Here is a 22,940-nt window from a genome sequence, read left to right as displayed (position 1 = left end):
AAGAAAGTGAAATTTTGTTACGCTTGTTTAGTTTAAATGAAATGAGGGAGTCTATGGAGAAAAAGCAATTAAAAAGAGAGATAACAACGTTTGGTGCGTTATCCACGGTAATGGGTACGGTGATTGGCGCTGGTGTTTTCTTTAAAGCTGCGAGTGTCGTTGGACACGCACAGTCAGCTAGTTTAGCTATCTTTGCTTGGGTGTTAGGTGGTGCCTTAACCATTTGTGCAGGATTAACCAGCGCCGAACTTGCTACAGCAATCCCTGAAACAGGTGGCGCAGTGAAGTATATTGAATATACATATGGTAAATTAGCTGGTTTTCTTTTAGGGTGGGCACAAAGTATCATTTATTATCCTGCCAACATTTCGGCGTTATCCATTATTTTTAGTACACAACTAATCAATTTGTTTCATTTATCGGCAAATTTATTGATTCCAATTGCCATTCTTGCGGGAACCAGTATCACGATAATTAATTTATTAGGAACAAAAATTGCTTCTTTGGTCCAATCAACAACATTGGTGGTAAAACTGATTCCAATTGCCTTGATTTCTTTAGTAGGATTATTTACTCCAGGACAAGTAGCTGTTTCGCTTTTTCCCATTGAAACAACAGCGAATACTGGCTTTTTAGTTGCTTTTAGTGGCGCCTTAGTCGCCACCATGTTTGCTTATGATGGCTGGCTAGGTGTGGGTAACGTGGCTGGTGAAATGAAGCGACCAGAAAGAGACTTGCCTAAAGCCATTATTTTTGGTTTGTTATTGATTACTTTAATTTATGCTTTAATTAATTTTGTATTTCTAAAAACATTACCAATTGAGCAAATCGCTGGGAATTTGAATGCAGCTTCGGATGCTTCTGTGGCTATTTTTGGACCAATTGGCGGCAAAATCGTAACTATTGGGATTTTAATCTCTGTATATGGTGCGTTAAACGGCTACACAATGACAGGGATTCGGATTCCTTATGCCTTAGCCTTAGATAATCTGATGCCTTTTAGTCGTCAGTTTCAAAAGTTGTCTAAACGCTTTGTTGTTCCTTACGTTGCTGGAATTTTCCAGTTAGCTGTAGCCATTATCATGATGTTTTTCGGGACCTTCGATTTATTGACGGATATGTTAGTTTTTGTTATGTGGCTGTTTAATCTATTAATTTTCTTAGCCGTTTTTATTTTAAGAAAACGAGAACCTGAATTAAAACGACCGTATAAAGTTCCTGGCTATCCAATTATTCCAATTATCGCAAGTCTAGGTGGTATCTTCATCTTGGTTACAACGAGTATTACACAGCCTATTCTAGCATTGATTGGTATAGGAATTACGCTTCTAGGAATTCCAGTTTATTTAGTTAATAAACAAAAAAAGAAGCCAAAAACGTAAACGATCCAATCGGATTATCATAGTTTTTCTCAAAAATTTTGTGATTCAGAGAAATTTTTGAAAACTAAACGCAAGATTTTTTTAGTATAATACTAAGTGTCTAGGAGTTCCACTATTTTGGGGAAGATAGATGGACAGCGCAAACTTCAAAAAAAGAACCTTCATCTTAATGGTGAAGGTTCTTTTTTTTGCTGAAATCATAAAATAAATGCGTAGTTTATTAGTGAGAGGAGGAAATGAATGACTGAAAATGTAAAAAAATTAGCTCATCAATTAATTGAATGGGGCGTCCTTCATGGGCGCAAGACGTTTATTTTTTACCCAATGATACCGAAATAGCCATCTCTTTTCGGACAGGGATGCAACGGACACTTTACACACAAGTTTCCGCAGAAATAGGCGAAAAGTTAATTTTCCACTTTAAATTTATCGGCGGCATGGATGTCGGAGAAAGACGAAAAGCACAATTAGGCGCGACAACTTATCTAATTGGCGAGACGAAGCAACGCTTGCGTTTATCATCTGTGGGAGATTTTCAGAATCGAGAGAGCTTGGTAATTCGTTTTTTGCACCGATTTGGTGAACAAGCTGAACATTTTTTCTTTCCCCACCAGCTGAATGAAATTGAAGCATCTTGTCAGAAACGAGGACTTTATTTATTCAGTGGGCCAGTTGGTTCTGGGAAAACAACAACCATGTATCGTGTGGCTAAACAAAGAAGTGGCGAACAACAAGTGATAGCGATTGAGGATCCTGTTGAAATTGAGGAAAAGCAGTTTTTACAGTTGCAAACAAATGAAAAAATTCAGTTAACGTACGAAGCCTTGATCAAAGTTTGCTTGCGCCATCATCCTGATATTTTGATTATTGGTGAAATTCGTGATGGCGAGACGGCTCAAGCAGTTATTCGAGCCGCCTTAACGGGTCATACTATTTTTGCGACAATTCACGCCCGTAACTTATTGGGGGTGCAACGGCGTTTGATAGAATTAGGTGGCCCAGAGCATGAATTGGCTGAATGCTTGCAAGGTATCATTTACCAACAGATTTTGACAACCACGATTAATAAGGAACAAGTAGCGGGAATTCTTTATGATTATTTCTTCTTTAAGGAAGCTGTTATAAAGAGTAGTTGGCAAAAGAATCTAAGAAAGGCGTGGGCGTATGGGTTTATTACAGAAAAAACGTATTTTCAAGCCATCGAATAAACTAACGAAAAAACAACAGCAGCTTTTTCTGAAACTATTAGCGGATTTACTTGCCAATGGTTTTAATATACAAGAAAGTTTTTCCTTCATGAAAAAATCAAACGCATTACCTCAGCACAGTATAACTTTTTTAGTTGAAGGTTTTTCCTCAGGCATTGCCTTACAAGCTTTAGTCGAAGAATTAGGATTTTCAACAATGGTCTCGGCTCAATTATCGTTTGCTACCGCACACGGGGATTTGGTAGGGACACTACAAGCGATTTCCGAACATTTTTTTCAAACGGAAAAATATCGGCAACAGTTCTTTAAAATAATTAGTTATCCGCTGCTCCTGATTGTTTTTTTGATTCTCGTCATTGTTGGTATTCGGCAATTTTTATTGCCCCAATTAATGGAAAATGATGCCAATAGTTATTCTAAAAATATTGGGATTCTTCTGATTGTTTACAGTCCATACATTCTGGTTGCCTTAGTTTTTGTCCTCTCATTTAGTTTCTTCATTTTAAACCGTTATTTGAAGCATCAGTCTGCTATTCAGCGGGCCTTCGTATATCTGAAACTGCCCATTATCCGTGGCCTTTATCGGGAATACGTCAGTGCTTTTTTTGCACTAGAATGGGGGAAGTTGCTTGCGCAAGGATTAGAAATGAAAGAGGTCATCGATTTGATGCGCCATACAACCAATTACCCCTTAATGAAAGAATTAGCTGGAGCGATTAGTGAAGGACTGCTAGTTGGTGAAACCTTACATAGACAATTAGCTGCTTATCCTTTTTTTACAAAAGCATTGGGTTTAATGATTCAACAAGGAGAAGTAAAAGGAAAATTAGGCAAGGAGTTGATGGTTTATAGTAATGTCTGTTTCCAAGGTTTTTTCAAAAAAATTGAACGAGTCATTACTCTCGTTCAACCACTTATTTTTATCATAATTGCTTGTTTAATTATCGGTGTTTATGGGGCAATGTTGCTGCCTATTTATGGCAATATGGAAGGAGTTTTATAATGAAAAAGAAACAAAAATACGCGGGGTTTACATTATTAGAAATGTTGATTGTCTTATTGATTATTTCCGTATTGATTTTACTTTTTGTCCCTAACTTAGCGAAACATAAAGAAACAGTTGACAAAAAAGGCAATGAAGCAATCGTAAAAATTGTAGAATCACAAATCGAGCTCTACACACTAGAAAAAAATAAGACGCCTTCCTTAAATGAATTAGTCAACGAAGGCTACATTACTAAAGAGCAGTTAGATAAATATACAGCAGAAAAGCAATGAACAAGTCAGCAGGATTCACATTAATGGAAACACTTGCTAGTTTAACGATTGTTTGCTTTATGACTATGCTCCCAACACTCGCTATTAACCGCTGGCAAGAAACATTAAAAATTGAACAGTTTCTTGCTACGGTAGAAAAACAACTTCGTTTTGCGCAACAGCAAGCAATTGTTTTAGAGGAAACACAAGAAGTTTGGTTTTTTGAAGAACAACAAAGCTTTTCATTTCCTGATAAATTTAACCAATCAGCTCGAAGGACTTCGCTAGCTGTACCTGAAAAAATGACAGTGAGTGGTCCAAGCAAACTCAGTTTTCTTCATTCGTCAGGGAACAATGGTCGTTTAGTGAAATATATTTTTACTTGGACTGAAAAGAAACAGCAACTTATTTTACAATTTCAGATGGGGAGTGGCAAATATACGAAGAAAATTAACTATTTATAGCGGTTTTATTTTATTAGAGAGTCTCGTTAGTTTTAGTATTGTATGTGTGGTAGCAGGGATATTCTCCCTGACTATTACACAATTAATTCAGCAAAATTATCAACGGGAGCAAGAATTAACGCGCACTCGTCTAGGATACGAAGCAATTTTATTTTTAGAGCAGACGGGTGATTTACGTTTCAAAGAGCGGATATATCAAGGAGAAACTTACCGATTTTCTTTGATGGAGAACGAGGGAAGAAGGATACTAAAAGTCACAGATTCAAGAGGAGCGATTTTGATTGGTCAATAAAAAATATGCGGGTTTTACGATGTTAGAGTGTTTAGTGGCACTAGTCGTTTTAAGTTGTATGTGTCAATTGTTTCAGTTGATGATTCAACAAAGTTTTATCGGAAATCAATATTTGAAAAACAATGATTCGAAATCCTGGCATATTTTTTTAATTCAATTAGAAAAAGAATGTCAAAAGCTCGTTTTCCAAACAGGCTCTGCTCAAGAGATTTCTTTCCTCGACTCAGAAACAAACAAGACTATTTCAATTCAAATCAAAGAAGATAAAATTATTAAGCGAGTCAATGGTAAAGGTTACCAACCGCTGTTAATTGGTATCAAAAATGGACAGTTTAAAAATGAAGGACAATCGTTTACTTTGGAAATTACTTTTACTTCTGGAAAAACATTTGATAGTTTTTTTCCAATAAAGGGAGAATTTTAATGAGGCAAAAATATTCAGGAAACTTATTGTTCACGGCCATGGCCTTTGTTTATTTGATGAGTTTTCTCGCCCTTCTGTTACTAGAAGAACGTCAGTTAACACAAAAATTTACGCAAGCTACCCAGGAATACTATGCAGGGCAAAGTATCCTTCATTTATTTCTTGCAGATGTTAAACAAAATAGACGAAAGTTAAAAACAGAAGAAAGGCTCGTATACGCGCAAGTGACCCTCGATTATACGTACAAAAATGAACAATTAAGAATAACTGTTTTATTAAACAAATCTGGTCGAAAATACCAATATCAAGAGAGAGTTTCTCATCAAAAAAAAGCGGAAACAATACTGGAATAGCGTTGTTTTTCTACAAATTATTAGATTTTAGAAGAAAGACAGTAAAGGCATTGATTATTCTTTCTTTTTTCGTTAAAATAAAACAGGTATGGAAGTTGTTACATTTTGAATAGAATAGAGGTGCTAATTTGTTCCCAGAAAAAATTGAAGAGGCTTTCGAGCCAATGGAACAAGCAATCCAGTTATTGCAACAGTCATTGGATACTTCTTTTTTAGATGCGTATATTGAAAATGGTGAAAATATTTTAGATGATTTTCAAGTACGAGTACTTGACGGAGTACCTAATCCAGAGACAGTGAAACAATTAGAAACGCTGTATCATACGATTAAAAAAATTGATTTAGCTCCTGAAGATGTGCGACGCTTGTCCCAATTACTTTTGTTAAAAGGAACGAGAAAAGAGCAGCTTCAAGCAAATCATCAATTGACGCCAGACGGTATTGGCTTTTTGTTTGTTTATTTAGTAGAACAATTAACAAATAAATCAGAGCCATTAAAAATTTTAGATCCTGCTTCAGGAATGGGAAATTTACTGTTAACGGTTCTGCTGAACCTTGAAACAGCTGGTTACAAAGTTTCTGGTTATGGTGTGGATATCGATGAAACACTTTTGGCAGTATCTTCTGTGAACAATGCTTGGTCACAAGCCAATATTCAGTTGTTCCATCAAGACGGATTGCAAGATTTGTTATTGGATCCAGTTGATTTAGCATTAAGTGACTTACCGATTGGCTATTATCCAAATGATGAGCGAGCAAAGGGATTTGCTGCTGCTGCTGAGGAAGGCCATAGTTATGCGCATCATTTATTAATGGAGCAAGCTATGAAATACGTGAAGCCAGCAGGGTTTGGCTTATTCTTAATCCCGACAAATATTTTAGAGACTGAGCAAAGTGAATTCTTTAAAAATTGGTTGACAAAAAATGTCTATTTACAAGGAATGATACAGTTACCTGATGAATTGTTTAAGTCAGAACAATCACGTAAAAGTATCTTGCTTGTTCAAAACAAGGGTGCAGATGCTGAGCAAGTGAAGGAAGTTTTGTTAGCAAAACTTGCCTCTTTGAAAGATATCAATAAAGTAACGGAGTTCTTTAAACAATTTGAAGCTTGGAAAGCTTCAAATTTAAAATAAAATAGTAACGAAGAGGAGAAAATTATGTCTAAAACAATTGCAATTAATGCAGGTAGTTCAAGTTTAAAATGGCAATTATACCAAATGCCAAATGAAGAAGTGATCGCTAAAGGAATCGTTGAACGTATTGGCTTAAAAGATTCTATCTTCACAATTAAATATGGTGAAGGACAAAAATATGAAGTAATTGTTGATATTGATAACCATGAAGTGGCAGTAAAAATGTTACTAGACCAATTAATCGACTTAAACATTTTAGGTTCTTATGATGAAATTACTGGTGTTGGTCACCGTGTAGTTGCTGGTGGAGAAGAATTTAAAGATTCTGTTGTTATTACAGACGAAGTATTAGAAAAAATTGAAGCTTTATCTGAATTAGCACCTTTACACAACCCAGCGAATGCAATGGGGATTAAAGCATTTAAACATATCTTACCAGAAATCATTAGCGTGGCAGTCTTTGATACGTCGTTCCACACAACAATGCCAGAACACAACTATTTATATAGTGTACCGCGTGAATACTATGAAAAATTTGCTGCTCGTAAATATGGGGCACATGGAACAAGTCATCGTTATGTCTCTCAACGTGCCGCAGAAATGTTAGGTCGTCCAATTGAAGACTTGAAAATTATCACTTGTCACTTAGGAAATGGTGCTTCAATCACTGCAGTTGATGGTGGTAAATCAGTCGATACATCAATGGGCTTCACTCCTCTTGCTGGCGTTACAATGGGGACTCGTTCAGGGGATGTTGATGCGTCACTATTGCCTTATTTAATGACAAAACTTGGCTTGACTGATGTACAAGACATGGTTGATATTTTAAACAAAAAATCTGGTTTATTAGGTTTAACAAATGGTTTATCAAGCGACATGCGCGATATTCAATCAAACCTAGATAAACCTGAAGTTCAAACAGCATACAACATTTTTATCGATCGTATTCGTAAATACATTGGTAGCTATGTCACTGTTATGAATGGCGTTGATGCGATTGTCTTTACTGCTGGAATCGGTGAAAATGCAGTTGGCGTTCGTAAAGATATTATTGATGGCATGACTTGGTTTGGTTGTGAAATCGATGATGACAAAAATAATGTACACGGTGAAGAAGCAGTTATCTCAACTGATGATTCAAAAATCAAGCTTCTATTAGTACCAACTGACGAAGAGTTAATGATTGCCCGTGACGTAGAACGTCTAAAATAATTAAACGAACACACCTTGTGAGACGCTCTCACAAGGTGTGCTTAATAGGTCAATAAAGAGAAGCTGAGCCAACTATCACTTTTGATAGTTGGCTCAGTTTCTTCTTATTTTTTATTTTTCTTCATTTTTTGGTAATTTGTTGTCTAAATCCGTCCGTACAACGAGAACATCGCAACTAGCGTTACGGATAACTGATTCAGAGACAGAGCCAATAAATAAACGCTCAACGGCATTTAATCCAGTTGCTCCTAACATAATTAAATCAATGTTGTATTCTTTTGGTAATTCTTTGGCAATAATGTTCTTAGGAGAACCATAGGCTAGAACGCTAGAGACTTTTGTTTGTCCCATATCCACCGCTTGTTGTTGGTAGGTGTCTAAGGTTTCTTTTGCCATTGACATTGCTTCTTCTGCTAGCGCACCATCAAAAGAGGACACTGATTGGAAAGAGCGCGTATCAACAACATGTGCTAATAGTAATTCAGCATCGTTTCGTTTAGCGACGTTGACCGCTTTTTTAAAGGCTAAGTCTGCTTCGTCAGAACCATCGATTGCTATCATAATTTTTTGATATTGTTGTAACATAATAACCGCTCCTTTCAGCGTAAAAAAAATCATTAATTGTTTCTATAATAATTGTAAAACAAACAAAGAAAAAAAGAAACTGAAACCGCTTCTTTTTTCTGAATATTGGCATTTTTTTGTAAAAAAAACTTCGTTCAAAAAAATCTTTTTGAACGAAGTTTTAAATTCATCGTCTTTTATGACATTTTTTTTGCAAAAGTTAAACTAAACAACGTTGAAAGTAATAAAACAAAAAAGATAAAACCAATTGACAATAACGGGCGATTAAAAATAGCCGCTAGAACACCTAGAATGGCGATAATCAAGTAATAACGCCCAAAACGTTCGATAAACTGTTGACTTTCTGTTGCAGTTTCTTTTTTTAAGAGTGGTAAAAAAGCTGCACTTTTCTTCATCAAATAATAACTGGCTACGCCTGTGACAACGGCGAGTAATAGTACGAGTATACGAATCATCTTGTCCTCCAAAAAAAAACAACTTGCCAGAGCAAATTGTTTAGAAATCTACATAAAAATGGTAAAATCCGTCGATGCCGGTAATCGTCCTAGAGTATTGAACCCGCAAGATAAGCAGGTGGGTTCCTCGATCGCAGTATTGAACTACCAAAAGAAAAGGCATGTTACCAACTTTGATACAAGCAGGATCCCTAGATATCAATAAAAATGTTCGGTCAACACAGTGAAAGGACAACGCGTACATCACAGACTTACCATCTTTATAATAGCATACTCTCTCAAAATCGGCAACGAGATTGTTTCTTTTTTTGAAAGCGTATTATTTTGTTATTTTTTCTGTTTCCATTCTTGGATACGCTTGAGTTGCTGATGTAAGGCTTGTTCATATTTACCAATATCAATCGGTTCGTAATAACGTGCCTCTTTTAATTTGTCAGGTAAGTATTGCTGATCGACCCAACCGTTTTCAAAATTATGTGGGTATTGATAACCAATACCACGGTTTAATTCTTTGGCTCCAGCATAGTGGGCATCACGCAAATGATCAGGAACATCTCCCACAGAGCCTTGTCGAATATCTGCCAAAGCAGCATCAATCGCTGTGACTGCAGAATTTGATTTTGGCGATAAACATAAATCAATGACGACACTGGCTAGAGGAATTCTAGCTTCTGGAAACCCTAGCTTTTCGGCGGCTTGAACAGCGGTGACTGTCCGAGCGGCGGCCGCAGGATTCCCAAGACCGATATCCTCGTAAGCAATGACCATTAAACGACGACAAATAATCGGTAAATCACCTGCTTCAACTAAGCGACCTAAATAATGAAGTGCAGCATCTACATCGCTTCCTCGAATCGACTTTTGGAAAGCGGAAATTACATCATAATGGGCATCGCCATCTTTATCATGGGTTAAGGCTTTTCGTTGCACGCACTCTTCAATAATCGGTAAAGTAATCTTAATTTCGCCTTGTTCATTTTTGGGTGTTGATTTAACAGCTAATTCTAGTCCATTTAGCGCACTACGTAAGTCACCGTTCGTTGCGCGTGTCAAATGTTGTAATGCTTTTTCTTCTAAGTGGACGGGATAATCGCCTAAGCCACGTGTGCTATCGGTTAAGGCTTCTTGAATCGCTTGCTGAATGTCTGTTTCTGTTAAGGGCTTTACTTCAAAAATTTGCGTGCGACTACGAATCGCAGGGTTAATTGTAATATATGGATTTTCGGTAGTTGCTCCAATCATAATAATTCGTCCGTTTTCTAAATGAGGGAGCAAAAAATCTTGTTTTGTTTTATCTAATCGGTGAATTTCATCAAGCAGTAAAATCACTGTGCCACTCATTTTGGCTTCTTCAGCAACGATTTGTAAATCTTTTTTGGTGTCTGTGGCCGCGTTCAACATGCGAAAGGCATAATTTGTTGAACCAGCGATTGCGCTGGCAATACTGGTTTTACCAGTACCAGGCGGCCCATAAAGAATCATCGATGAAAGCATTTTGGCTTCGACCATCCGACGAATAATTTTACCAGGGCCGACTAAATGTTGTTGACCAACTACTTCGTCTAAGTGACGAGGTCGCATTCGATAGGCTAAAGGTTGTTGCATAAAAGGACCTCCTTTTTCATAATCATCTTATTATAACATAAAGAACGTACATTCGCTTTTTGGTGGTTTTTTGGGTTTTAGATGGATATAGCGGAAGGTTTCGTGTATGATAGGGAGTGGTGAAAGAAATGAAAGAAACGATAAATATCTTTAACACAAAAACAACTGAAGAAGTGGCGCAATACTTGTTAGGGATGTATTTAGAGCACGAAACAGCAACAGGCGTTTTAGGTGGGTACATTGTGGATGCAGAAGCTTATTTAGGTCCTGATGATGAGGCGGCCCATAGCTTTGGCTTGAGAAAAACGCCACGCTTACAAGCCATGTATGACAAACCAGGCACGATTTATTTATATACTATGCACACGCATTTAATTTTAAATATGGTGACACAAGAACAAGGCAAACCACAAGGGGTGATGATCCGCGCGATTGAACCTGTTGAAGGTGTCGACAAAATGATTGAAAATCGCCAAGGACGTCAAGGCGTGGAATTGACCAATGGACCAGGTAAATTAGTTGCAGCCTTAGGAATTGATAAGCAATTATATGGGCAGTCGATTTTTTCTAGTTCGTTACGGCTCGTGCCAGAAAAACGAAAATTTCCGAAAAAAATTGAGGCACTACCACGAATTGGAATTCCCAACAAAGGTCGTTGGACAGAGTTGCCTTTAAGATACGTCGTGGCTGGCAATCCATATATTTCTAAACAAAAAAGAACAGCAGTAGACCAAATAGATTTTGACTGGAAGGATGAAGAAAATGAAAAAAGCAACAATGCTCACATACTTAGAGGAACAACTTGAAAAACACTTAGCAGATTACGAAGTAGGCCTTGATTGGGATCGCAAAAACCATACCATCGAAGTCATTGTTCGTTTATATGCAGAAAACAATGAACAAGTGGCGATTGATGATGTTGACGGTACGCTTTCAGAAGAAGAATTCATTGAATTTGAAGATGGCTTGTTATTTTATAATCCGCAAAAGTCAGTCGTTGATGATGAAGAGTATTTAGTCACAATTCCTTATGAAGGAAAAAAAGGGCTACGCAAAGCAGTTTTAGACGGATTCATTCACTATTTAAAAGTGGTTTTAGATGAAGGGCAAAGTGATTTGTTAGACTTTTTATCAGATGAAACAGCGGAAGTTTTTGAATTGCATTGGGAGCCAGCAGATTTTGAAGCGATGATTAAAAAAGTGGCAGAAACAGAAAAAGAACAATGGATTGCGTATCCAAGTTATTAATTTAGAGGTGAGAACATGAAGTGGACAGAAGTAAAAGTAGAAACGGCTAGCGAAGCAGTTGAAGCAATTTCAAACATTATGATGGAAGCTGGCGCAAGTGGCGTGGCCATTGAAGATGCGTTGGACATTGAAAATTTTGAAAGTGATCTGTATGGGGAAATTTTAGATAAAGAGCAATTCACCCACATTAAAGAAGGGGCGATTGTGATGGCTTATTTTCCTGAAACAACCTTCTTACCAGAAATTTTACCATTTATGAAAGAAAATATTTTACGCTTGCCAGAGTACGGCTTATCCATTGGTAAAAACGAAATGACAATTAGTGAAGTAGCAGAAAGCGACTGGGCAACTGCTTGGAAAAAATATTATCATCCTGTCCGTGTCACACGATTCTTAACGATTGTGCCAAGTTGGGAAGCCTATCACGCACAAGATGAAGCAGAAAAAATTATCACATTGGATCCGGGCATGGCTTTCGGTACAGGCACGCATCCAACGACTCGTTTAACCTTGCAAGCTTTAGAAACTGTTTTACGTGGTGGCGAAACAGTTCTAGATGTAGGAACGGGTTCTGGTGTTTTGAGTATTGCAAGTCGCTATTTAGGGGCTAAAGACGTCTACGCATATGATTTAGATGAAGTAGCAGTTGCAGCGGCAAAAGAAAATATGGATTTAAATCCCATTGCGGCCGATGTTCATGTGTCAGCCAATGATTTACTAAAAGGGATTGACCATTCTGCTGATGTAATCGTCGCAAATATTTTGGCAGATATTATTGTGTTAATGATTGAAGATGCTTGGCGTTTGCTAAAACAAGACGGTACCTTCATTATTTCTGGAATTATTGAAGATAAAAAAGCAATGGTTTTAGAAGCACTAACGAAAGTCGGGTTTGTGGTGGACCAACTCTTTAATCAAGGCGATTGGTATGCGATTATCTTGAAGAAACCAGAGGAAGAGTAAAATGCAACGGTATTTCATGAAAGAAGATTATCAAGAAAAAGATTTGTATAAAGTCGCAGATGAAAACTATCATCATATTGTGCGAGTTATGCGAATGACGCCGAATGATCGTTGTTATTTAGTATTTCAAAATAAAACTGCCATTTTAGCTGAGATTGTGGAAATTGATTCAACGTCTGTTTACTTTAAAGAAATTAGTAAAGAAGAAATGGACAAAGAATTGCCAATTGAAGTGACGATTGCGTGTGGGTTACCAAAAGGGGACAAGTTAGAATGGATTGTTCAAAAAGGCACGGAGCTAGGTGGCAATCAGTTTATCGGCTTTCCTGCGAAAACTTCCGTTGTCAAATGGGACCACAAAAAAAGAGCAGCCAAAGAAAAAAGATTACAAAAAATTGCCACAGAAGCGGCGGAACAATCGCATCGGCAGCAGACACCAAGTGTTTCTTTGGTGGAAAAAACACAAGAAATCATTGCGCAATTTGACTCATATGATACAGTCTTGGTTGCGTATGAAGAATCAGCAAAACAAGGAGAAAAAAGTCAATTAGCACAAGTATTATCCACTTGCCAGCCAGGCGCACGTTTGTGTGTGCTCTTTGGACCTGAAGGTGGCTTTGCACCGCAAGAAATTGAACAATTTCTGCAGGCTGGGGCGAAACTTTGCGGGTTGGGTCCGAGAATTTTACGAGCAGAAACAGCACCGTTGTATCTTTTAAGTGCGGTTAGCTACCAAATGGAACTTTTAAATTAAACGAAAGCCCGCCTGTAAAATTCTTGGAGGCATTCTCTTTGAATAAACAGAGAGTAAAAAAGCGACAGTGATTGAAATTTAAGGGAAATTTAGTATAATAGAGTTGTTGAAAGTGCTACTGTTTCAAGTGGTACTTTTCTTTTTTATTAAAATAGATAAAACGTGAACGAAGTGTTCTTTATCCAAAGGTCACCTTCATAGAGGAGTGAATACCATGCCAAAAGAAGAAATACTGACAGGCCCAGCGGTCATCAAAATTGTAAGTACCTATATGGGACCAGAACATGTTGAGTTGGTTCAAAAAGCATTAACTTATGCTGAAAAAGCACACGAAGGTCAAGTCCGACAATCAGGTGAACCTTACATCATCCATCCGATTCAAGTGGCAGGCATTCTGGCTGAATTACATATGGATCCCCATACTGTAGCAACAGGATTTTTACATGATGTTGTCGAAGATACGGACGTAACACTGGACGATTTAAAAGAAGAATTTGGCGAAGACATCGCAATGTTAGTCGATGGCGTAACGAAACTAGGAAAAATTAAATATAAATCTCATGAAGAACAATTAGCTGAAAATCATCGAAAAATGTTATTGGCAATGGCGCAAGATTTACGGGTTATTATGGTGAAACTAGCCGATCGTTTGCACAATATGCGCACATTAAAACATTTACGTGAAGATAAGCAACGACGGATTGCACAAGAAACTTTAGAAATTTATGCGCCTTTAGCACATCGCTTAGGGATTAGTCGAATTAAATGGGAATTAGAAGATACGGCCTTACGTTATATTAACCCCAACCAATACTATCGAATTGTTAATTTGATGCAAAGTAAACGCGATGAACGTGAAGCTTATGTGGCAGAAGCAGTCGAAGATATTCGTTTAGCTACGGAAGATTTAGAAATTTACGCAGAAATATATGGTCGACCAAAACATATTTATTCAATCTATCGTAAAATGAAGGACCAAAAGAAACAGTTTAATGAAATCTATGACTTATTAGCCATTCGTGTTATTGTCGATTCCATTAAAGATTGCTATGCCGTGTTAGGTGCGATTCATACACGTTGGACACCAATGCCAGGTCGCTTTAAAGATTATATTGCTATGCCAAAAGCGAATATGTATCAGTCTATCCATACGACAGTTATTGGGCCAAAAGGGAATCCAGTAGAGGTCCAAATTCGGACCCATGAGATGCACCAAATCGCCGAATTTGGGGTGGCGGCTCATTGGGCCTATAAAGAAGGCAAAGCGGAAAAAATTGAAACAGATGAACTGACGAAGCAAGTCGATTGGTTCCATGAAATTATTGAATTACAAGATGAAAGCTATGATGCTTCTGAATTTATGCAAGGTGTTAAAGAAGACATTTTTAGTGACAAAGTCTATGTCTTTACGCCAAGTGGAGATGTAACCGAACTGCCAAAAGGCTCCGGACCACTAGATTTTGCCTACAGCATTCATACTGAAATTGGAAATAAAACAACCGGTGCGAAGGTCAACGGCAAAATGGTACAGTTAGACTATGTCCTAAAAAATGGGGATATTATTGAAGTCTTAACATCACCGAATTCTTTCGGACCTAGTCGCGACTGGCTGAAAATGGTTAAAACAAGTAAAGCCAAAAATAAAATCAAACGTTTCTTTAAAGAACAAGACCGTGAAGATAACATTATTAAAGGGCATGATGCTGTCATTAAATACATGACAGAAATCGGCTTTACACCGAAAGAATTTTTAACGAAGAATAAAATGGCGGAAGTGCTAGATAAATTTAAATTTCAAACGGAAGATGATTTATTTGCGGCAGTAGGTTATGGCGAAGTAAGTGCGCAAGTAGTGTGCAATCGTTTAACAGAAAAAGAACGCCGCGAACAAGAGTTGGAACGCCAACGTCAAGAAGCAGAAGAGTTGTTAAATCAGCCAGCTAAAAAAGAATCAGAAAAAATGAAAGTTCGTCATGAAGGCGGCATCGTGATTCAAGGGGTGGACAACCTATTGATTCGTTTAAGCCGCTGTTGTAATCCAGTGCCTGGTGATGAAATCGTTGGTTACATTACCAAAGGACGGGGCGTTTCAATTCATCGTGCGGACTGTCCTAACGTACAACATCAAGAAGAATTAGCACAACGTCTAATTGAAGTTGAGTGGGAAGATACCGAGCACAGTCGCAAAGAATACGCTGCCGATTTGGAGATTTACGGCTATGATCGTAGTGGCTTACTGAGTGATGTTTTACAAGTCATTAGTTCGATGACAAAAAATTTAGTCGGCGTTGAAGCTCGTCCATCCAAAGATAAGATGGCCCAGATTCATGTCACTGTGAAAATTCAAAACCTTTCTCATTTAAAAACCATCGTTGACAAAATTAAAAGTGTACCAGATGTTTATAGTGTTCGTCGAACCAATGGGTAAGTGTTAAAAGTGAGGCAAAAAAGATGAAAGTAGTTATTCAAAGAGTCAGTCAAGCACAAGTTGCGATAGAAGAGCAGATAGTGGGACAAATCAAACAAGGCTTCATGGTGCTGGTGGGCATTCATCAAGAAGACACGCCAGAAGATGTGGCTTATGTTGTTGGCAAAATCAGTAAATTACGTGTTTTTGAAGATGACGAAGGAAAAATGAATCGCAGTATTCAAGAGATTGAAGGATCAATTTTGAGTATCTCTCAATTTACCCTCTATGCAAAAACTAAAAAAGGCAATCGTCCCAGTTTTATTGAAGCGGCTCGTCCAGATGTGGCGATTCCTTTGTATGAATTATTTAATCAACAATTAGAAGCAGAAGGAATAGCGGTAGCCACAGGAGAATTTGGCGCGGATATGCAAGTGTCGTTGACCAATGATGGTCCAGTGACCATTGTGATTGATACACGAGAAAAATAATTGATTTTCCTGTCGGAAACCCTTGACTTTCTAAGAGAACTTTAGTAGTTTATAGATAATATTAAAAATCTACGAAGGAACGAGTAAGTTTCATCTGTCTGCGAAGAGAGAGTTGCCGTGGCTGAGAGCAACTTCAACAGTGAAAGTGAAAGACATTCTGGAGATGGACGGAAGAAAAGCCGTCCCGTTACGAGCGTTAATCGTTGAGGAAAGAGTAAAATCTTTCAAAACTAGGTGGTACCGTGTAAAAGAGACTTTTACGCCCTTGTATGTTCAACATACAAGGGCTTTTTTCATTTTTAGAAAAAAGAAAATGGCGCACACATTTTTGTGGAATGATAGAAGGAGAGAAAGACAATGAGTTATCAAAAACCAAAAGGAACAAACGATATTTTGCCAGGAACTTCTGAAAAATGGCAATTTGTGGAAGAAACAGCTCGTTTGATTTTTAAAGATTATCAATACCAAGAAATCAGAACCCCGATTTTTGAACATTATGAAGTGATATCTCGCAGTGTTGGCGATACTACAGATATTGTTTCAAAAGAAATGTATGATTTTTATGATAAAGGAGACCGTCACGTGACGCTACGTCCTGAGGGGACAGCGCCAATTGTTCGGGCCTTCGTTGAAAATAAATTATATGGTCCGGAATATACGAAACCATATAAAACCTATTACATGGGGCCGATGTTCCGCTATGAACGCCCACAAGCTGGTCGTTTGCGTCAATTCCATCAAATTGGTGTGGAAGCATTTGGTAGTGAAAACCCAGCATTGGATGTTGAAATTATGGCTATGGCTTTGGACTTCTTCAAACAATTAGGCATCCAACAAATCAAATTAGTTATTAATTCCTTAGGGGATAAAGAAACACGTGCTACGTACCGTCAAGCATTAATCGATTATTTAGAGCCCCATATGGCAGAATTAAGCGAGGATTCACAACGTCGCTTACACGAAAATCCATTGCGGGTGTTAGACAGCAAAGATAAAAAAGACAAGGTGATTGTCGCGGAAGCGCCCTCCATTTTAGATTATTTAAATGAACCATCTAAAGCACATTTTGAAGCAGTAACTGATATGTTAGATTTACTAGAAATTCCTTATGAAATTGATAGTAATATGGTTCGCGGTCTGGATTATTACACACACACAATTTTTGAAATTATGAGTGAAGCGCCTAAAATGGGGGCGCAATCAACTATTTGTGCAGGGGGCCGATACAATGGTTTAGTTGAAGAATTAGGCGGCCCAGACACACCAGGTTTTGGTTTTGGTATGGGCATTGAGCGAGTGTTGTTAACAATGGAAGCTGAAGAAGTTGTGATTCCAGCGTTATCTGAATTAGACGCATATGTGGTTGGCATTGGTTCAGAAACCAACGTCGCAGCTTTGCAACTTGTTCAAAGCATTCGTAACTTTGGTTTCTCAGCTGATCGTGATTACATGAATCGCAAACCAAAAGCGCAATTTAAAACGGCCGATAAATTACAAGCAAAATTAGTTTTAACAATCGGTGAAAATGAATTGAATGAAGGCATTGTCAACGTAAAATCAATGGCAACACGCGAAGAAAAAGCCTTCCCGTTAAGTGCTATTCATGATTCATTTGATGAAGTGTATGACGAAATGATGACAAAAATGATTGAAGAATAAAAAGGAGAGATTGAGAAATGGCAAAACGCACAACCTATTGCGGCAATGTATCTGCCGAATTTATTGAAAAAGAAGTTGTATTAAAAGGATGGGTTCAAAAACGTCGTGACTTAGGAGGCGTTATCTTTATTGATTTACGTGACCGTGAAGGAATCGTCCAAGTGGTCTTTAACCCAGAAAAGTCAAAAGAAGCATGGGAAATTGCTGATAAATGTCGTAGTGAATACGTCATCGAAGTTAAAGGTCAAGTCGTTTATCGTGATAAAGAAGCGATTAATCCCAAAATGAAAACTGGCGAGTTTGAAGTGATGGCGACTGACATTACGATTTTAAATACTGCGAAAACAACGCCATTTACCATTGAAGATGATAATAACGTTAATGACGAATTGCGCATGAAATATCGTTATTTAGATTTACGTCGTCCATCAATGACAAACAACATTAAATTACGTCACCAAGTAACGAAAACAATCCGTCACTATTTAGATAATCATGACTTTTTAGACATTGAAACTCCTTATTTAGGCAAATCAACACCAGAAGGCGCTCGAGATTATTTGGTTCCTTCTCGTGTCCATGCCGGTCATTTTTATGCTTTGCCACAATCACCACAACTCTTTAAACAATTATTAATGGGGGCAGGCTTCGATCGCTATTACCAAATCGTTCGTTGTTTCCGTGATGAAGATTTACGAGGCGACCGTCAACCAGAATTTACACAAATCGATATCGAAACGACCTTTTTAACACCAGAAGAAATTCAAACATATACAGAAAATATGTTGGCTGAAGTGATGAAAGAGACAAAAGGAATTGAGATTTCTGTTCCGTTTCCACGAATGAGCTATGACGAAGCGATGGCACGCTATGGTAGCGATAAACCCGACACTCGTTTTGCTATGGAATTAATTGATGTTGCAGATGTAGTGAAAGACGTAGACTTCAAAGTTTTCCAAGCAGCGTTGGAAAATGGTGGACATGTGAAGGCTTTAAATGCAAAAGGCGCCGCAGATAAGTATTCTCGTAAAGATATGGATAACTTAGGTAAGTATGTGAGTCAATTTGGCGCAAAAGGCTTAGCTTGGTTAAAAGTTGAAGAAGATGGCTTAAAAGGACCAATTGCTAAATTCTTAACAGAAGTTAGTGATGAATTAATTGCTGCTACCAATGCAGAAGTCGGTGATATTTTAATGTTTGGTGCCGATAAACCTGAAATCGTAGCCGCTGCTTTAGGTGCGGTACGTACACGTTTAGGTAAAGAATTAGGTTTAATTGATGAATCGAAATTCAATTTCTTATGGATTGTGGATTGGCCGTTGTTTGAATATGATGAAGAAGCTGGCCGCTATGTTTCTGCTCATCATCCATTTACACAACCAAAAGCAGAGGATGTGGCCCGCTTAGCAACAGACCCAGCCTCTGTGTATGCTGAAGCTTACGATGTTGTCTTAAACGGCTACGAATTAGGCGGTGGCTCATTACGGATCCATACACGAGAATTACAAGAAAAAATGTTTGAAACGTTAGGTTTTACAAAAGAAGAAGCACAAGACCAATTTGGTTTCTTGCTAGACGCATTAGATTACGGCTTCCCGCCACATGGAGGGATTGCTTTAGGGCTAGACCGCTTAGCAATGCTATTGGCTGGGGAAGAAAATATTCGTGAAGTGATTGCCTTCCCTAAAAACGGGAAAGCAATTGACCCAATGAACAACGCACCAAGTTTAGTTTCTCCATTACAATTGTTTGAATTAAACATTGATGTAACAGCCATTGACGAATAAATGTTAAATCTAAAGAAAGAGTGACTTCATTGACGGATGAGGTCACTCTTTCTTTGGGAAAGAAAAGGATAACAAAATAAAAAGTGGCTGAGCTAAAAATCTGCCAATTGGCTGTTTTTTCTTTTTAGAAAACTTTGTATGATAACTGAGTGTATAAAGGAGCGAAACAAATGACAAAAATAATTTTAACAATTGGCGGTTCCGATCCTTTTTCAGGTGGCGGGATTCAAACAGATTTAAAAACGTTTGAAAATCATCAAGTCTTTGGCTTATCAACTTTAACTTGCCTTGCTACAGCCCCTAAGAATCATTTTCAGATTCATGACCTTGAGACTTCTTTGGTGAAAGAGCAACTCGCTTCCATACCTGCCGGGAGTTTAGACGGCATCAAGATTGGCTTGATTCACAGTGAAGAAAGTATGCTACAAATTGCAACCTTTTTGAAAAAGTACGCAGGTCTGCCGGTGGTGTTGGATCCTGTCTTGGCTTTTAAAGAAACGACTTCAGTTTATGAAAAAAGATACATGCAGTTATTGATTGAAAAACTTTTTCCATTCGCAACGATTATAACGCCTAATTTGAAAGAAGCAGAATTACTCATTGGCAGAAAATTAACAACCGTCGAAGAAGTCCAACAAGCGGCGGAAGAGTTAAACTCTTTAGGAGCGGCAACGGTGGTGATTAAAGGTGGTAATCGTTGGCTTGGCCAAGAAGCACGTGACTTTTTTTATGATGGACAACAACATATTCAATTGGTCAAAGAAAAAGTAATGGCCCACACCATTGATGGCGCTGGTTGTTCCTTTGCCTCTGCAATTGGTGCGAATTTAGTTAAAGGATATCCGTTAATTGAAGCAGTTGATTTAGCAAAAACATACGTTCATGAAGCCATTGTTTCTGGGGTCCAGCTAAATGCAGCTTTTGGAAGTGTGTGGCATGAAGGATTACTAGCAGGAGGTGTGGCGGATAATGACAAGAAAAATTAGTCTATATGCAGTAATTACCGCTTTAACAGTGGCTGTGTCAATGGTCTTTATTATCCCCGTCCCAGCAACAAATGGCTTTGTTACATTGGCGGATGCAGGGATTTACATTGCTAGTTTACTTTTTGGTCCGATTGGTGGCTTGACAGTCGGAGCTTTAAGCGGTGGTTTAATTGATTTATTGTCAGGCTATCCACAATGGTTCGTTTTTTCGTTATTGATTCATGGCGGACAAGGTTGGTTAGCAGGTCACTTCTTTAATAAAAGTAAAAAGATGCAAACGCTAGGATTACTTTTAGCCAGTCTCCTTATGATTAGCGGGTATGCTTTAGCGACTAGCTGGCTTTACGGCGTGGGTGCGGGGATTGCCTCTTTACCAGGGAATATCATTCAATCCTTATTTGGGGTGATTGTAGCATTGCCTCTTAGTCAAACATTAAAACGTGTGTTACCAAAAAATGGTCGTTTAGAAGAAAGAAGGATGAACAAATGACTATCGATGAAAAAATGTTAAAAGAACAGTTAGTGACAATTACAGAAGAAGTCATTACAGCAGGGAATTTAAAAAAAGGGGACCTATTCGTTTTGGGTTGTACCACCAGTGAGGTAGTAGGTGGCGTCATTGGTAAAAATTCCAGTGCCGAAGTAGGACAATGGATTGTCTCAACCTTAATTGAACAATTAGATAAAAAAGGCATCTCTTTGGCTGTCCAAGGATGCGAACATATTAATCGTGCTTTAGCGATGGAACGTCGTGTGGCTGAAGAAAAAGGCTTTGAAATTGTCTCGGTAGTACCACAATTACATGCTGGCGGTTCTTGTTCAGTGGCTGCCTTTGAAAAATTTGATGAACCTGTGGAAGTGGAGCATATTGTTGCTCAAGCAGGGATTGACATTGGCGATACATCTATCGGTATGCATGTAAAACATGTGCAAGTTCCTCTTCGCTTGAGCATTCGAACGTTAGGTGCGGCCCATGTTACAGCATTATATTCTCGTCCTAAATATATTGGTGGACCAAGAGCACATTATGAAACAACCCAAGAACGAAATCGTTAAGATTTCGTTCTTTTTTCATTTCTATAAACATTTGATGAATCTTCCGTAATTATTATAGGAATCTCTTTTTTTCTCTCGGTAAACCACGTATAATATGAAAAGAAATGTAATTTATTGAAAACCTGAAACGAGGCTATTATTTATGAAAAAAATTTATGACGGACTGCCAGTTCATGACTATACAACAAAATTTTCCGTGTCGATTGTCTATGCTATTCTTGCATCAATTGCCATGAACTTTTTCTATCAACCAGGAAATATTTATTCCAGTGGCTTAACAGGCTTGGCACAAATTTTAACAACCCTCTCAACAAAAATTGTCGGTTTTAATGTGCCTGTCTCCATTACATTGTATCTTTTAAACGTGCCGTTATTCTTTATTGCGTGGAAAAAAATAGGTAAGAAGTTTACAATTTTTACTTTCATTACCGTGACTTTAACTTCATTATTTATGCATATTGTTCCGCAAACGGTGATGACTCAAGATCCAATTATCTGTGCTATTTTTGGTGGGGCGATTTCTGGATCAGGAATTGGTTTTGTTTTAAAAAACGGGGTTTCTTCTGGGGGCTTAGATATTCTAAGCATTACCATTCGGAAAAAAACGGGGCGTTCCGTTGGCTCGATTTCAATTTATTTTAACGCACTAATTGTCTTCGTTGCAGGTTATTTATTTGGCTGGCAGTACATGTTCTACAGTGCGTTATCAATTTTTGTAAGTGGGAAGGTCACAGATGCCGTTTATACTAAGCAAAAGAAAATGCAAGTTATGATTGTCACTAAAAACCCAGATCGAGTCGTGGATGAGATTCAAAAGAAAATGCGCCGTGGTATTACAATTATTCATGAAGCGGAAGGAGCATATCGCCACGACCGCCAAACTGTTCTGCTAACTATTGTGACACGCTTTGAGTTGCCAAGTTTAGAAGCAGCCATGAAAGAAAGCGATCCGAATGCCTTTGTCAGCATCTCAGATAATGTCAAAATTTTAGGACGTTTTTACGAAGAAGATTACAAATAAAAGGATATGAAGCAACGAGAGAATGGCTGTGTCTATTCTTTCGTTGCTTTTTTTGAAAAATAAGTAAAAAAATGCTTTGTGTGAGGACCTGAAATTCCCATTTAAACAAGAAGTTAATTGAAAGACGTTCGTGAATTCCTTTGCTTTTGGTTTAATTAAATCTAATTATTCGGAAATAAGTCGCTATTGTTTCTC

At 37.9% G+C, this 22,940-nt stretch carries 25 protein-coding genes, 1 other RNA gene and 1 pseudogene; 23 read left to right on the top strand and 4 right to left on the bottom strand.

All coding sequences use genetic code 11. The features are described from left to right. Nucleotides 1-53 precede the first annotated feature (53 nt). From IGJ04_RS03080 to IGJ04_RS03035, 10 genes and pseudogenes are all read left to right on the top strand, one after another. Nucleotides 54-1,382: an APC family permease gene (locus IGJ04_RS03080; RefSeq protein ID WP_438839885.1), complete on the top strand. Its 1,329-nt coding sequence runs from the start codon at nt 54-56 to the stop codon at nt 1,380-1,382. Nucleotides 1,383-1,622: 240 nt separating this feature from the next. Then, nucleotides 1,623-2,590 (top strand): annotated as a pseudogene (gene comGA, locus IGJ04_RS03075) (competence type IV pilus ATPase ComGA). Then, the gene (gene comGB / locus IGJ04_RS03070) at nt 2,547-3,593 is read left to right on the top strand and encodes a competence type IV pilus assembly protein ComGB (protein WP_016618444.1); all 1,047 of its coding nucleotides are present in this window, start codon (nt 2,547-2,549) and stop codon (nt 3,591-3,593) included. The pseudogene comGA and the gene comGB overlap by 44 nt, the downstream one beginning before the upstream one ends. Then, entirely contained in the window at nt 3,593-3,868 is a 276-nt protein-coding gene (comGC, locus tag IGJ04_RS03065; protein WP_002356991.1) for a competence type IV pilus major pilin ComGC, read from the top strand. The genes comGB and comGC overlap by 1 nt, the downstream gene beginning before the upstream one ends. Next, nucleotides 3,865-4,311 carry a competence type IV pilus minor pilin ComGD gene (gene comGD / locus IGJ04_RS03060; RefSeq protein WP_016618445.1) on the top strand — a complete coding sequence of 149 codons (447 nt, stop codon included), beginning with the start codon at nt 3,865-3,867 and terminating at the stop codon, nt 4,309-4,311. Before comGC ends, comGD begins: the two co-directional genes overlap by 4 nt. Next, entirely contained in the window at nt 4,277-4,603 is a 327-nt protein-coding gene (locus IGJ04_RS03055; RefSeq protein ID WP_010775953.1) for a type II secretion system protein, read from the top strand. The genes comGD and IGJ04_RS03055 overlap by 35 nt, the downstream gene beginning before the upstream one ends. Then, nucleotides 4,593-5,027 (top strand): competence type IV pilus minor pilin ComGF, encoded by a 435-nt coding sequence (gene comGF / locus IGJ04_RS03050; RefSeq protein WP_010707381.1) that lies wholly within the window; start codon nt 4,593-4,595, stop codon nt 5,025-5,027. Before IGJ04_RS03055 ends, comGF begins: the two co-directional genes overlap by 11 nt. Next, complete coding sequence (gene comGG / locus IGJ04_RS03045; protein WP_016618446.1) at nt 5,027-5,380, top strand: competence type IV pilus minor pilin ComGG; 354 nt, start codon at nt 5,027-5,029, stop codon at nt 5,378-5,380. Before comGF ends, comGG begins: the two co-directional genes overlap by 1 nt. Nucleotides 5,381-5,508: 128 nt before the next feature. Next, on the top strand, nt 5,509-6,516 hold the full coding sequence (locus IGJ04_RS03040; protein ID WP_002357063.1) for a class I SAM-dependent methyltransferase: 1,008 nt from the start codon (nt 5,509-5,511) through the stop codon (nt 6,514-6,516). Nucleotides 6,517-6,540: 24 nt separating this feature from the next. Continuing rightward, nucleotides 6,541-7,728 (top strand): acetate/propionate family kinase, encoded by a 1,188-nt coding sequence (locus IGJ04_RS03035; protein WP_002357064.1) that lies wholly within the window; start codon nt 6,541-6,543, stop codon nt 7,726-7,728. A gap of 111 nt (nt 7,729-7,839) precedes the next feature. Here IGJ04_RS03035 and IGJ04_RS03030 read toward each other — a convergent pair whose 3' ends face one another. From IGJ04_RS03030 to IGJ04_RS03015, 4 genes are all read right to left on the bottom strand, one after another. Beyond that, nucleotides 7,840-8,313 carry a universal stress protein gene (locus tag IGJ04_RS03030; RefSeq protein ID WP_002357065.1) on the bottom strand — a complete coding sequence of 158 codons (474 nt, stop codon included), beginning with the start codon at nt 8,311-8,313 and terminating at the stop codon, nt 7,840-7,842. A gap of 176 nt (nt 8,314-8,489) precedes the next feature. Beyond that, nucleotides 8,490-8,768 (bottom strand): hypothetical protein, encoded by a 279-nt coding sequence (locus IGJ04_RS03025; protein WP_002380425.1) that lies wholly within the window; start codon nt 8,766-8,768, stop codon nt 8,490-8,492. Nucleotides 8,769-8,829: 61 nt separating this feature from the next. After that, nucleotides 8,830-9,023: non-coding RNA, 6S RNA (gene ssrS / locus IGJ04_RS03020), on the bottom strand. Between the two features lie 72 nt (nt 9,024-9,095). After that, complete coding sequence (locus IGJ04_RS03015) at nt 9,096-10,373, bottom strand: replication-associated recombination protein A (RefSeq protein ID WP_010713277.1); 1,278 nt, start codon at nt 10,371-10,373, stop codon at nt 9,096-9,098. Nucleotides 10,374-10,501: 128 nt separating this feature from the next. On the opposite strand from IGJ04_RS03015, the gene IGJ04_RS03010 reads away from it, so the two are divergent. From IGJ04_RS03010 to IGJ04_RS02950, 13 genes are all read left to right on the top strand, one after another. Next, the gene (locus IGJ04_RS03010; protein WP_185928058.1) at nt 10,502-11,179 is read left to right on the top strand and encodes a DNA-3-methyladenine glycosylase; all 678 of its coding nucleotides are present in this window, start codon (nt 10,502-10,504) and stop codon (nt 11,177-11,179) included. Next, entirely contained in the window at nt 11,136-11,621 is a 486-nt protein-coding gene (locus IGJ04_RS03005; RefSeq protein WP_010713278.1) for a DUF3013 family protein, read from the top strand. Before IGJ04_RS03010 ends, IGJ04_RS03005 begins: the two co-directional genes overlap by 44 nt. Before the next feature lie 15 nt (nt 11,622-11,636). Continuing rightward, nucleotides 11,637-12,584, top strand: a complete 948-nt coding sequence (prmA, locus tag IGJ04_RS03000; RefSeq protein ID WP_002357075.1) for a 50S ribosomal protein L11 methyltransferase — start codon at nt 11,637-11,639, stop codon at nt 12,582-12,584. 1 nt (nt 12,585) lies between these two features. After that, the gene (locus tag IGJ04_RS02995; protein WP_002357078.1) at nt 12,586-13,338 is read left to right on the top strand and encodes a 16S rRNA (uracil(1498)-N(3))-methyltransferase; all 753 of its coding nucleotides are present in this window, start codon (nt 12,586-12,588) and stop codon (nt 13,336-13,338) included. Nucleotides 13,339-13,552: 214 nt separating this feature from the next. Further along, a complete protein-coding gene (locus IGJ04_RS02990; RefSeq protein WP_002357079.1) occupies nt 13,553-15,766 on the top strand; it encodes a RelA/SpoT family protein in 2,214 nt (737 codons plus the stop codon). Nucleotides 15,767-15,789: 23 nt separating this feature from the next. Then, nucleotides 15,790-16,236 (top strand): D-aminoacyl-tRNA deacylase, encoded by a 447-nt coding sequence (dtd, locus tag IGJ04_RS02985; RefSeq protein ID WP_002357080.1) that lies wholly within the window; start codon nt 15,790-15,792, stop codon nt 16,234-16,236. 139 nt (nt 16,237-16,375) lie between these two features. Next, on the top strand, nt 16,376-16,597 hold the full coding sequence (locus IGJ04_RS02980; protein WP_002383130.1) for a hypothetical protein: 222 nt from the start codon (nt 16,376-16,378) through the stop codon (nt 16,595-16,597). Beyond that, complete coding sequence (hisS, locus tag IGJ04_RS02975) at nt 16,594-17,895, top strand: histidine--tRNA ligase (RefSeq protein WP_002362049.1); 1,302 nt, start codon at nt 16,594-16,596, stop codon at nt 17,893-17,895. The genes IGJ04_RS02980 and hisS overlap by 4 nt, the downstream gene beginning before the upstream one ends. Before the next feature lie 17 nt (nt 17,896-17,912). Further along, nucleotides 17,913-19,682 carry an aspartate--tRNA ligase gene (gene aspS / locus IGJ04_RS02970; RefSeq protein ID WP_002360034.1) on the top strand — a complete coding sequence of 590 codons (1,770 nt, stop codon included), beginning with the start codon at nt 17,913-17,915 and terminating at the stop codon, nt 19,680-19,682. Between the two features lie 149 nt (nt 19,683-19,831). Continuing rightward, nucleotides 19,832-20,668 carry a bifunctional hydroxymethylpyrimidine kinase/phosphomethylpyrimidine kinase gene (locus IGJ04_RS02965; RefSeq protein WP_025191152.1) on the top strand — a complete coding sequence of 279 codons (837 nt, stop codon included), beginning with the start codon at nt 19,832-19,834 and terminating at the stop codon, nt 20,666-20,668. Then, complete coding sequence (locus IGJ04_RS02960; protein WP_002395212.1) at nt 20,652-21,158, top strand: ECF transporter S component; 507 nt, start codon at nt 20,652-20,654, stop codon at nt 21,156-21,158. Before IGJ04_RS02965 ends, IGJ04_RS02960 begins: the two co-directional genes overlap by 17 nt. Continuing rightward, complete coding sequence (locus tag IGJ04_RS02955) at nt 21,155-21,724, top strand: TIGR01440 family protein (RefSeq protein ID WP_002364165.1); 570 nt, start codon at nt 21,155-21,157, stop codon at nt 21,722-21,724. Before IGJ04_RS02960 ends, IGJ04_RS02955 begins: the two co-directional genes overlap by 4 nt. Before the next feature lie 142 nt (nt 21,725-21,866). Then, on the top strand, nt 21,867-22,745 hold the full coding sequence (locus IGJ04_RS02950; RefSeq protein WP_002357090.1) for a YitT family protein: 879 nt from the start codon (nt 21,867-21,869) through the stop codon (nt 22,743-22,745). The last annotated feature ends 195 nt before the right edge of the window (nt 22,746-22,940 follow it).

It is taken from the genome of Enterococcus sp. AZ050 (assembly GCF_051715085.1).
Taxonomy (GTDB): Bacteria; Bacillota; Bacilli; order Lactobacillales; family Enterococcaceae; genus Enterococcus; species Enterococcus faecalis.
This window is presented reverse-complemented; position numbering and strand designations above follow the sequence as displayed.

What these genes read in the sequence shown, in the direction of transcription:
- IGJ04_RS03080 (WP_438839885.1), top strand. Translation starts at nt 54, where the DNA reads ATGGAGAAAAAGCAATTAAAAAGAGAGATAACAACGTTTGGTGCGTTA.
- comGB (WP_016618444.1), top strand. Translation starts at nt 2,547, where the DNA reads ATGGGTTTATTACAGAAAAAACGTATTTTCAAGCCATCGAATAAACTA.
- comGC (WP_002356991.1), top strand. Translation starts at nt 3,593, where the DNA reads ATGAAAAAGAAACAAAAATACGCGGGGTTTACATTATTAGAAATGTTG.
- comGD (WP_016618445.1), top strand. Translation starts at nt 3,865, where the DNA reads ATGAACAAGTCAGCAGGATTCACATTAATGGAAACACTTGCTAGTTTA.
- comGG (WP_016618446.1), top strand. Translation starts at nt 5,027, where the DNA reads ATGAGGCAAAAATATTCAGGAAACTTATTGTTCACGGCCATGGCCTTT.
- IGJ04_RS03035 (WP_002357064.1), top strand. Translation starts at nt 6,541, where the DNA reads ATGTCTAAAACAATTGCAATTAATGCAGGTAGTTCAAGTTTAAAATGG.
- IGJ04_RS03030 (WP_002357065.1), bottom strand. Translation starts at nt 8,313, where the DNA reads ATGTTACAACAATATCAAAAAATTATGATAGCAATCGATGGTTCTGAC.
- IGJ04_RS03025 (WP_002380425.1), bottom strand. Translation starts at nt 8,768, where the DNA reads ATGATTCGTATACTCGTACTATTACTCGCCGTTGTCACAGGCGTAGCC.
- IGJ04_RS03015 (WP_010713277.1), bottom strand. Translation starts at nt 10,373, where the DNA reads ATGCAACAACCTTTAGCCTATCGAATGCGACCTCGTCACTTAGACGAA.
- IGJ04_RS03010 (WP_185928058.1), top strand. Translation starts at nt 10,502, where the DNA reads ATGAAAGAAACGATAAATATCTTTAACACAAAAACAACTGAAGAAGTG.
- IGJ04_RS03005 (WP_010713278.1), top strand. Translation starts at nt 11,136, where the DNA reads ATGAAAAAAGCAACAATGCTCACATACTTAGAGGAACAACTTGAAAAA.
- prmA (WP_002357075.1), top strand. Translation starts at nt 11,637, where the DNA reads ATGAAGTGGACAGAAGTAAAAGTAGAAACGGCTAGCGAAGCAGTTGAA.
- IGJ04_RS02995 (WP_002357078.1), top strand. Translation starts at nt 12,586, where the DNA reads ATGCAACGGTATTTCATGAAAGAAGATTATCAAGAAAAAGATTTGTAT.
- IGJ04_RS02990 (WP_002357079.1), top strand. Translation starts at nt 13,553, where the DNA reads ATGCCAAAAGAAGAAATACTGACAGGCCCAGCGGTCATCAAAATTGTA.
- dtd (WP_002357080.1), top strand. Translation starts at nt 15,790, where the DNA reads ATGAAAGTAGTTATTCAAAGAGTCAGTCAAGCACAAGTTGCGATAGAA.
- hisS (WP_002362049.1), top strand. Translation starts at nt 16,594, where the DNA reads ATGAGTTATCAAAAACCAAAAGGAACAAACGATATTTTGCCAGGAACT.
- aspS (WP_002360034.1), top strand. Translation starts at nt 17,913, where the DNA reads ATGGCAAAACGCACAACCTATTGCGGCAATGTATCTGCCGAATTTATT.
- IGJ04_RS02960 (WP_002395212.1), top strand. Translation starts at nt 20,652, where the DNA reads ATGACAAGAAAAATTAGTCTATATGCAGTAATTACCGCTTTAACAGTG.
- IGJ04_RS02955 (WP_002364165.1), top strand. Translation starts at nt 21,155, where the DNA reads ATGACTATCGATGAAAAAATGTTAAAAGAACAGTTAGTGACAATTACA.
- IGJ04_RS02950 (WP_002357090.1), top strand. Translation starts at nt 21,867, where the DNA reads ATGAAAAAAATTTATGACGGACTGCCAGTTCATGACTATACAACAAAA.